The sequence below is a fragment of the Gallintestinimicrobium sp. genome (genome assembly GCF_046968865.1).
In the GTDB taxonomy this organism is placed as follows: Bacteria; Bacillota; Clostridia; order Lachnospirales; family Lachnospiraceae; genus Gallintestinimicrobium; species Gallintestinimicrobium propionicum.
The window spans coordinates 22735-31159 of sequence record NZ_JBKVPW010000025.1; the positions used below are offsets into that span (position 1 = coordinate 22735).

Consider the following 8425-nt stretch of genomic DNA (forward strand, 5'->3'; position numbering starts at 1 on the left):
TTGTTTTTTTGCATAGCATGCGCAGCACGGACATGCGTTTTTGCGCTGCACGTTCACGCTTTCCAGACACCGGTTTTTAAAAATTCCGCCGCCTGATCATCCGCTTTTTTAATAATTTCTTCACTGTAGCCCATCATTTCCAACAGTCGGATCGCATTTCTCGAAGTCGCACGCCCGGGCATCAGCAGATACGGGAAAGAAATATCCCCGTCTGCAATCTGCTCTTCAAAATGATAATTGTCGTATTCTGCCTCCAGAAGTCCTGTCAGCTCCACATCGTGCGTTGCCGCAAAGCAGCACACGCCGGGCTTATGCAGGCTCTTTAAAATCTGTGTGGAGGCCGCAATCCGTTCCACTGTGTTCGTACCGCGAAGCACCTCGTCCACAAAGCACAGCACCGGTGCACCCGGGCTTTGCGCCGCATCTAAAATTCGTTTCAAGGAACGGATTTCTACGATATAATAGCTTTCTCCACTGCCAAGGTCGTCGCGCAGCGCCATCGAGGTCATCACGCGCCAGTAGCTGCTCTGACAATGATCCGCACAGCAGGTGTGAATCGTCTGCGCCAGAATCATGTTCAGGGCGACTGCCTTTAAAAAAGTGGATTTCCCCGACGCATTGGAGCCGGTCAGGAGAACGCCGTTTGTCGTTTTGATATCGTTTTTGACCGGGTCGGCGAGCAGCGGGTGGTACAACTGCTCCAGCTTCAGGGACACAGCTTCAAAATGCTGCCCGGAGGATTCCGCAGCGCCATGTGCTGCACCGTCCGCCACCGTTTCTGCTGCCGTCAGCTTTGGCACGCACCAGGCGGGCAGAGAATGCCGAAATCCCGCCGCTGCAATCAACGCATCCAGCTCCCCCACAATCGTCACAAGTCGGTCAATATTTTCCGTCTGCTCCCGCACCGCATGCAGCATGATGTTGAATCCGATGATGTCCAGATGCAGCATCATATTGATATAATCCGCCACGATACCCATCGGATCGCCGCTCGACGTACGCATCCCAAGTGACGCACTTCTGTTCAGTTTTCCAAACTGTGGCAACAGCTTTCGAACCTTGCTGAGTCTTCCCTCCAGCTGCTGTGCATGAATTCCGGAAAGCTCCTCCGCCCCGCGGATCAGCCGGAAAATATAGTGAAAGCTGGTCAGATACGGCTCGATCTGCTTCTTTTCTTTCAGATAGGTTGTGATATTAAAACACATCACCGCACTCACACCACACAATCCAAGCGGCGGACTGACAAAAGCTGCTGCGATCGCAAGAAAAAACAGCAGATCAACCAACAGATGCTTGCCGTTTTTACGCTCTCCCAGCACGTCCAGAAAGTCCATATAGTCATACAGGGAATATTTCCCGGTTCTTCCGATTTTGAAAAAAATCTCCTGCATCCGGACTCTCATTTCCTCGTCCTGTTCCAGAAATTCCAACAGTTTCTCCCGCTCCTGCAGCTCTTTTTCCTCAAATGACGGACTGCGCAGCATCGCATAGAGATATTCCTGCCCCGCCGAGCTGCAGGTGCTGTTCATCCGCAGGAAAATTTCATCCAGGTTCAGGTCGTTCCAGGTGATATCATCGATCTGGAAATCCTTTGGATGCTTTTCAAAATATCGGACAATTCCATTTACCTCTCCATCTGCATATTCTGTCCTGCCGGCTTTTCCAAAGGATTTTCGCAGCTGTTCCCGGTTCCATTTCTGCGCTCTGTGCTGATCCCAGAGTCCTTTTAAAAACATAACAGCAGCTACCGCCAAGAGCGCCGCGAATAAAATTGCATATTCCAATGAAGTTTGTTCCTCTTTTCTCCTGTCGTTGAGATTCTATTCCGGTCCGGAGATTAAAATGCTCCGCGCACAATCTATTGTATACAATCCGCCAGATTTCCCGAACCAAAGCCCTCCGGAAGCAGTTTTCGAAGCGTGCGGATTTCGTAATCGCTCTCGCTTTCTGCAACAACGATAAAAAACGAATCCGGATCACAAAACTCTGCCATCACCTGTCTGCATACCCCGCAGGGCCAGGCTGCCTGCGTGAGCTTTCCGATCTTTCTTCCGCCGTTTTCATCTATTTCCGCCGGACTTCCTGCGATTGCAATCGCCAAAAACTGCCGTTCTCCCGCCGCGACTGCTGTAAAAAACGCAGTGCGCTCCGCGCAGTTGGTCGGCGTATAGGCTGCATTTTCAATATTGCAGCCGGTGTAGAGCTTTCCCGATTGTGTCCAAAGCGCCGCCCCGACATGATAATGGGAGTACGGCGCATAGGAACGCTTTCTGGCTTCCAGCGCAGCTGCGATCAGACGCCTGCAGAGTACGTCGTCAATCTGTGTTTGTTCCATACTTCCCCTCATTTCTGCGCACGCTTTTTGCGCATACCGAGTTTGTGTCAAGTGCGCGCAGACACAAATCTCGTGATTGAAAAATGTTATTTTTCAATCTTCCCCTCACTCCCGGTAAAAAGCCTGAATGCTCTCCGTCACCAGCTTTTGAAACTTCGGTGCAGCGCTGTCTGCTGCTGCCTGCACTTCTTCATGGCTGAGCGGCTGTTTTGTCATGCCCGCTGCCAGGTTGCTGATACACGAAATTCCGCAGATACGCATTCCCATATGGTTTGCTGCGACCGCTTCCACCGCAGTCGACATGCCGACTGCATCTGCGCCGAGCCTGCGCAGCAGTTCCACCTCTGCAGGTGTTTCATAGGAAGGTCCCGTCAACTGCGCATACACGCCCTCCTGCAAAGCGATCTTCTGCTCTGCCGCTGTTTTTTTCAGAATTTCCTGCAGCTTCCGGTCGTATACCTGCGTCATGTCCGGAAACCGTACTCCCAATTCGTCAAAATTCTGCCCGATCAGCGGATTGGGTGCAAACAGAGAAATGTGATCCGTCAGCAGCATCAGATCCCCTGCAGAAAACGACGGATTGATCCCGCCGGAGGCATTTGTCAGAAACAAAAGCTCTGCTCCCATCTGCTTCATCAGCCGGATCGGCAGCACCACATCCGAAACCGGATAGCCCTCATAAAAATGAACTCTTCCTTTCATGCACACCACCGGAACTGATCCGATCCATCCAAAAATAAATTTTCCCGCATGTCCGGGCACAGTCGAAACCGGAAAACCGTCGATTTCATGGTAATCCAGCTCTGCCTCCACCCGAATTTCCTCCGCGTAGTCGCCAAGCCCCGAACCGAGCACCAGCGCAACCCTCGGTGTAAACGGAATCTTTTCCCGAATGCTTTCGTAACAGCTGATAAGCTTTTCATATACGTTCTGCATAATGTCCTCTTTTCCGGCAATTTTATTCATGGCAATAGAATGCTCGCAGAGCGTGCATTCTATTGTTTTGCTGCGATCGTAAAACCGCCTGATGCTACTTCATTGCTATGGACAGCGAAAGCGTCCTGATTTTCTATTTCCATCAGATATGCGTCAGAATCAGCTCGCAGTCTCCCTCCGCCCGGATTTTTTCTCCGGAACAGGGAACAAAGAAGCTGTCGCCCGCAGAAAACTGCATTTTTTCATCCTGCTTGTACAGGATTCCGCTGCCCTTGACACATACAAGACTGCTGAAGGAATCCGAATAGGCAGGCAGCTCTGCCGTACCGTGAATCTGATAGCTTGCGCATTCAAAATATTTGCATCTGCTCAGGATCCGGCAGGTATAAGTATCCTTCACAACCGTCTCATCCTGGAACTGCGGCAGCTCGTATCGATGATAATCCATGACTTCCAGCGCCTTTTCCACATGCAGCTGGCGGCGGTTACCGTAACGGTCGGTACGGTTATAGTCGTACAGACGATAGGTACAGTTGGAACTTTGCTGAATTTCACAGACAACAACGCCCTTGCCGATGGCATGCACCGTACCTGCCGGAATATAGTAGGCTTTCCCGTTCTCGACCGGAATCCAGTTTAGCAGCGACAAAATCGAGCCGTCCGTAAGCGCCTCCTGCACCTGTTCCCGTGTCATATCCTGCTTGAAGCCGCAGTAAATCCCGGCGCCTTCTTCGTGCTCTAAGACATACCACATTTCGTTTTTACCGTACTCATTTTCACGGGAAAGGGCATAATCATCGTCAGGGTGCACCTGGATAGAAAGGTTTTCTTTCGCGTCAATCAGCTTGACCAGAATCGGAAAATGCTCAATCGACTGGCATTTCCAGCCACAGTTTTCCCGCCCGATTTTCGACAGATAATCTGCAAACAGACGGCCTTTGTACCGTCCGGACGCTACAATGCTCTGTCCTGCTTCATGTGCCGACAGCTCCCAGCTTTCTGCAATACTGTCATAGTCACAATGCTTGCCATAGTGTTCCTTCAGCTTTGTGCCGCCCCACAGATAGTCTTTAAATGCAGGCTGCAGTTTTACAAACGGTTCTGTCCTGTAACCCAGCTCCGCTTCATTCAGATCCCGGCTCTCCACGGAGATCAGGTCACGTTCCATAACCTCTTCACCGGTAGAAATTTCCATAAAGACAAGGGGTACGTCACCGATATTAGAAATCTGATGGACGGTATTTTCCGGAATTTCCATGCTGTCGTTGCTGCCGTATTCTTTTTCCACTCCAGCCAGCATGATTCGTGCACGCCCGCTGACGATGATCCAGTGCTCCGTCCGTCTCGCATGCTTGTGAGCATAAATCGTACGCCCCTGTGTCAGCACAACCTTCCGCACAACGTACTGACGCGCCGCCGACAGAATCTCATAAGTGCCCCAAGGCTTATAGATCACCTGTCCCATGTCAAAATAGCTTTGCAGTGCGGGATTTTCCCGCCGCAGATCCTTTAACGATTCGGACGCACCTTTTTTGCCGACATAAACCGCATCATCTGTATTGACGATCGTGATATCTTCCAACTGATTCGCCACAACAATGCTGCGGCTGCCACGGTTGATGATCAGCGTATTGTCGCAGTTATACTGCGCCTGCCTGGAATCCTTTTCAGAAATCAGTCCTTCTTCTCCGAGATCCTCCAGACTTCCAATATCCTGCCAGACAAATCCGGCCTTTACAACCATGCAGCGTGTCGTCTCTTCAAATACTGTTTCTTCAATCGCCTGCGCCGGAATCTGCTCCAGGACCTCTCTTCGGTAAAAGATATGTTTGCCTTTTTCGATCAGCTTATCCTCAAACGCACGTTCGCACGCTCCAATGATCTCCGGGGAATGCAGCCTGACTTCCTGCAAGAAGTCCCCATTTCTAAATAAAAACAGCCCGCTGTTGATCAGATATCTGGAATCCTGCAGGTATTTCTGCGCCTGCGCTCCATCCGGCTTCTCCACGAATTTCTCCACATGGTTTCCATTGCAGCAGATATAACCATACCGGGTATCCGCCGTCCGGACCGGCATTCCGAATGTAACAAGACTGCCTTCTCTCGCCAGCACACCCGCTTCGTTGATCGCATCCTTGTAAGCTTCCCCCTGGATCAGATGATCGGAGGGTACAATAAAAATAAGCTCTGAAAGTGGAAATTCCAGACATGCCAGCAAAATTGCTGCTGTCGTCTTACGCGCTTCTTCCTCCAGAACCAATCTCCAGGTCAGTCCCTGAAATACTTTGAGCTGATTTTCTACAATAAACTGGTACTCCCGGTTTGTCACCACTACAAACTCATCACAGTATGCCATATTTCTGGCAATCGTATCCTGAAAAATCGAATGACTGCCATCCAACGAGATAAACTGCTTCGGATAATTTTTCCGGGAAAGCGGCCAGAGTCTGTCACCTCTTCCGCCTGCCAGTACAATACATTTCATAATTGTCCACCTTTCGTGCTTTCTTCCTTATACTATAATCGAAATAGTGGTTAAAAACAAGGGTATCAAAACGTAGGTTTTTTATACTGCCGCTTTTATGTCCCTATCTGGGCAGGGCAAAAACAGAAGAAGTACCAGTATGAGGCCCAATCTGCATCGTTTCATATTCTCACCCCCAGGGAGCACCAGAGCAACAATCAGGCCGCCTACACATTTGCTTTTTCCAAGCAGTTGTCTGCAGCTGTCCGAAATGAACTTACAGATGCCCAAATCACCTTCGACCAGCTCCGCAATACTCCCGATGCACTGGAATCCCTGCAGAGCAGGCTTTTTGAGGTTGTCCACACCAATATGCTGCTTGCACCCTGCAGCGGTGCATTTTACTTTTTAAACACCACCGTCAACGATAGCCTGCCGGATAAAAGCTATAGCGGACTGTATCTGAAGTATGCAAATATTTATGCGGAAAACACGATCCATAATGAAGTTTGCCTTTTTCGCGGTTTTTCCACGATCGCCCGGGAAAAGGACATTAACCTCCATAGTACATGGCAGCTGGAGACACTGGCGGGCTCTTTTCCGGAAATTGACAAATTAATGTCTGACAAAAAGGAAGCTTCATCCGACTCCTACTTTCTTACCCCTGTTTATAAGCTGCCCGACACCTGGGAAAGCGTCCGTTTTTTCTGTGTACCTATCCTGGATGCTTACGGAACCACGATCGGTGTATGCGGCTATGAGATCAGCAGTTTATATTTCTCCCTTTCCCTCAAAACACTGGGCAGCGGACAGGCGCATATTTTTGGTGCTCTGCTGACAGAAGAAGGCGATCATTATACCGGTCAGATTGCCGGAAATCAATCCGGTTATTCTCCTCCCGCTGATCCTACTTTTTTCCTTGAAAACGAGGCAGATCTGACCACCTTCCGTAGCAAAGATACGGAATTTATCGGCAAAATTCAGGAGATAACCATCGGAGCCACGGACCATATGGTTGCCGTCATGCTTCCCGCCGCAGAATATCATGCGCTTGTGCAGACAGTACGGCTCAAAATTGCCGCATTCCTGTTTATCGCTTCTTTTTTCATTTTGATCTCCGTTCTTTGGACCAGCAAAAAATATGTCGCACCCATATTAAAAGGCTTAGAGCAGATTAAAGCAAACACCGATCTGGCACAGGAAGAGTCTCCTGTTCTGGAAATCGAGGATCTCTTTGCCTTCCTTGCAAAACAGGATCAGGACCACGCGGCAGCTTTATCCGCTTTAAATCAGGAGCGGCTGGAGGCTCAAAGCAAACAGCAACAGCTGCAAGGCAAGCTGGAACAGGTCAGCAACGATCTGGGATCCGCACAGAAGGGAATTGCCCGACTTGCTTATTCCAGACAGCAAGAGATCGATCCCGATGATTTTCAATATTTTTTGAAGGGAATTCATCAGCTCACCCCAACAGAGCGAAAGGTCTTTGATCTGTATCTGGATGGAAAAAATGCAAAGGAAATTCTCACGATCCTAAACATTACAGAAAACACATTGAAATTTCACAATAAGAATATTTACAACAAGCTGGGGGTTTCCTCCCGAAAACAGCTCCTTCGATATGCCACCCTGATGAAACATCAGAAATGAAAAAGCCAGCCCGAAAGGCGAATCCTTTTCGCTCTTTTGGGCTGGCGTTTCACATTTTCTTATATATTCCTATTTTTTCAGTACAAACTCTGCTTTGTTCTCTGTCGTGCTATCGCTTCCGACGAAGACTTCAAAGACGCCATTCTCACTTTCTACACGCTCGTTCTCAGTCAGGAAACGGAGTTCTTTTTCATTGATAGTAAATTCGACTTTCTGCTCTTCTCCGGGCCGGAGGGTTACTTTACGGAAATCTTTCAGCTCTTTGACCGGTCGTACCACAGATGCAGCTACGTCGTGGATGTAAAGCTGTACGGTTTCAGTTCCTGCCGTATCACCAGTATTTTTCACGGTCACAGAGGCTTTGATTTCATTCTCCATTCCAAGTTCCGTCTTGTCCAGCGTTACGTCCGAAATTTCAAAGCTCGTATAGCCAAGACCATATCCAAACGGGAACAGCGGTGCATTCGGGATATCGAGGTATTTGGAGCGGAAGCGGTCTTTATCCTTGCCCGGTACATGCGGTCTTCCGGTAGAATACTCGTTGTAGTGAACCGGCACCTGGCCTACGGAATACGGGAAGCTCATGGTCAGCTTACCGCTTGGAGCGTATGCACCGAAAACGACGTCTGCGATTGCATTGGCACCTTCGGTACCCGGCATCCATACTTCAAGAACGGCTTTTGCTTTCGATACGACATCCCGCAGGTCGAGCGGACGGCCGTTGAAGAGAACAACGACAACGTTTTCATTGACTTTAGAAACTCGCTCAAGCAGTCTCTGCTGGATTTCCGGGATACGGATATTCGCGTTGCTGGTTGCCTCGCCGGACTGCAAACGGTCCTCACCGATCGCAAGAACGACAACGTCGGCCTCCTTTGCTGCGTTTACAGCCTCAAGAAGCATTGTCTCCTCTTCCTCCGGTGTATGGAACTGCTCCATCGCTTCACCAAAGCCCTCCAGACGGATGTCAGAACCAAGCATCGGGGAACCTGCATGGAAGCTCATGTTTGTCGTATCTGCCTGCGCTTTTACGGCCTCTTCCA

The 8425-nt window shown here is 49.6% G+C and carries 6 protein-coding genes; 1 reads left to right on the forward strand and 5 read right to left on the reverse strand.

Annotated elements, in window-relative coordinates; all coding sequences use genetic code 11:
• Window positions 1-53: 53 nt before the first annotated feature.
• From ACLTOQ_RS15565 to ACLTOQ_RS15580, 4 genes are all read right to left on the reverse strand, one after another.
• The gene (locus ACLTOQ_RS15565) at window positions 54-1784 is read right to left on the reverse strand and encodes a MutS-related protein (protein ID WP_412319896.1); all 1731 of its coding nucleotides are present in this window, start codon (window positions 1782-1784) and stop codon (window positions 54-56) included.
• 74 nt (window positions 1785-1858) lie between these two features.
• A complete protein-coding gene (gene cdd, locus ACLTOQ_RS15570; RefSeq protein WP_337598506.1) occupies window positions 1859-2335 on the reverse strand; it encodes a cytidine deaminase in 477 nt (158 codons plus the stop codon).
• Window positions 2336-2440: 105 nt separating this feature from the next.
• Window positions 2441-3271 carry a purine-nucleoside phosphorylase gene (locus tag ACLTOQ_RS15575; RefSeq protein ID WP_337427814.1) on the reverse strand — a complete coding sequence of 277 codons (831 nt, stop codon included), beginning with the start codon at window positions 3269-3271 and terminating at the stop codon, window positions 2441-2443.
• 142 nt (window positions 3272-3413) lie between these two features.
• On the reverse strand, window positions 3414-5756 hold the full coding sequence (locus ACLTOQ_RS15580) for a type I phosphomannose isomerase catalytic subunit (protein ID WP_337562976.1): 2343 nt from the start codon (window positions 5754-5756) through the stop codon (window positions 3414-3416).
• Between the two features lie 231 nt (window positions 5757-5987).
• Between ACLTOQ_RS15580 and ACLTOQ_RS15585 the strand changes: the two genes are divergently transcribed.
• Complete coding sequence (locus ACLTOQ_RS15585; protein ID WP_337562977.1) at window positions 5988-7382, forward strand: helix-turn-helix transcriptional regulator; 1395 nt, start codon at window positions 5988-5990, stop codon at window positions 7380-7382.
• A 69-nt stretch (window positions 7383-7451) separates the two neighbouring features.
• Here ACLTOQ_RS15585 and ACLTOQ_RS15590 read toward each other — a convergent pair.
• Window positions 7452-8425 (reverse strand): glycoside hydrolase family 3 C-terminal domain-containing protein (locus tag ACLTOQ_RS15590; RefSeq protein ID WP_412319897.1); only part of this gene is annotated, 974 nt, incomplete at its 5' end.

Bases quoted from the DNA above. Each gene is read 5' to 3' on its own strand.
- cdd (WP_337598506.1), bottom strand. From the start codon at position 2,335: ATGGAACAAACACAGATTGACGACGTACTCTGCAGGCGTCTGATCGCA.
- ACLTOQ_RS15575 (WP_337427814.1), bottom strand. From the start codon at position 3,271: ATGCAGAACGTATATGAAAAGCTTATCAGCTGTTACGAAAGCATTCGG.
- ACLTOQ_RS15580 (WP_337562976.1), bottom strand. From the start codon at position 5,756: ATGAAATGTATTGTACTGGCAGGCGGAAGAGGTGACAGACTCTGGCCG.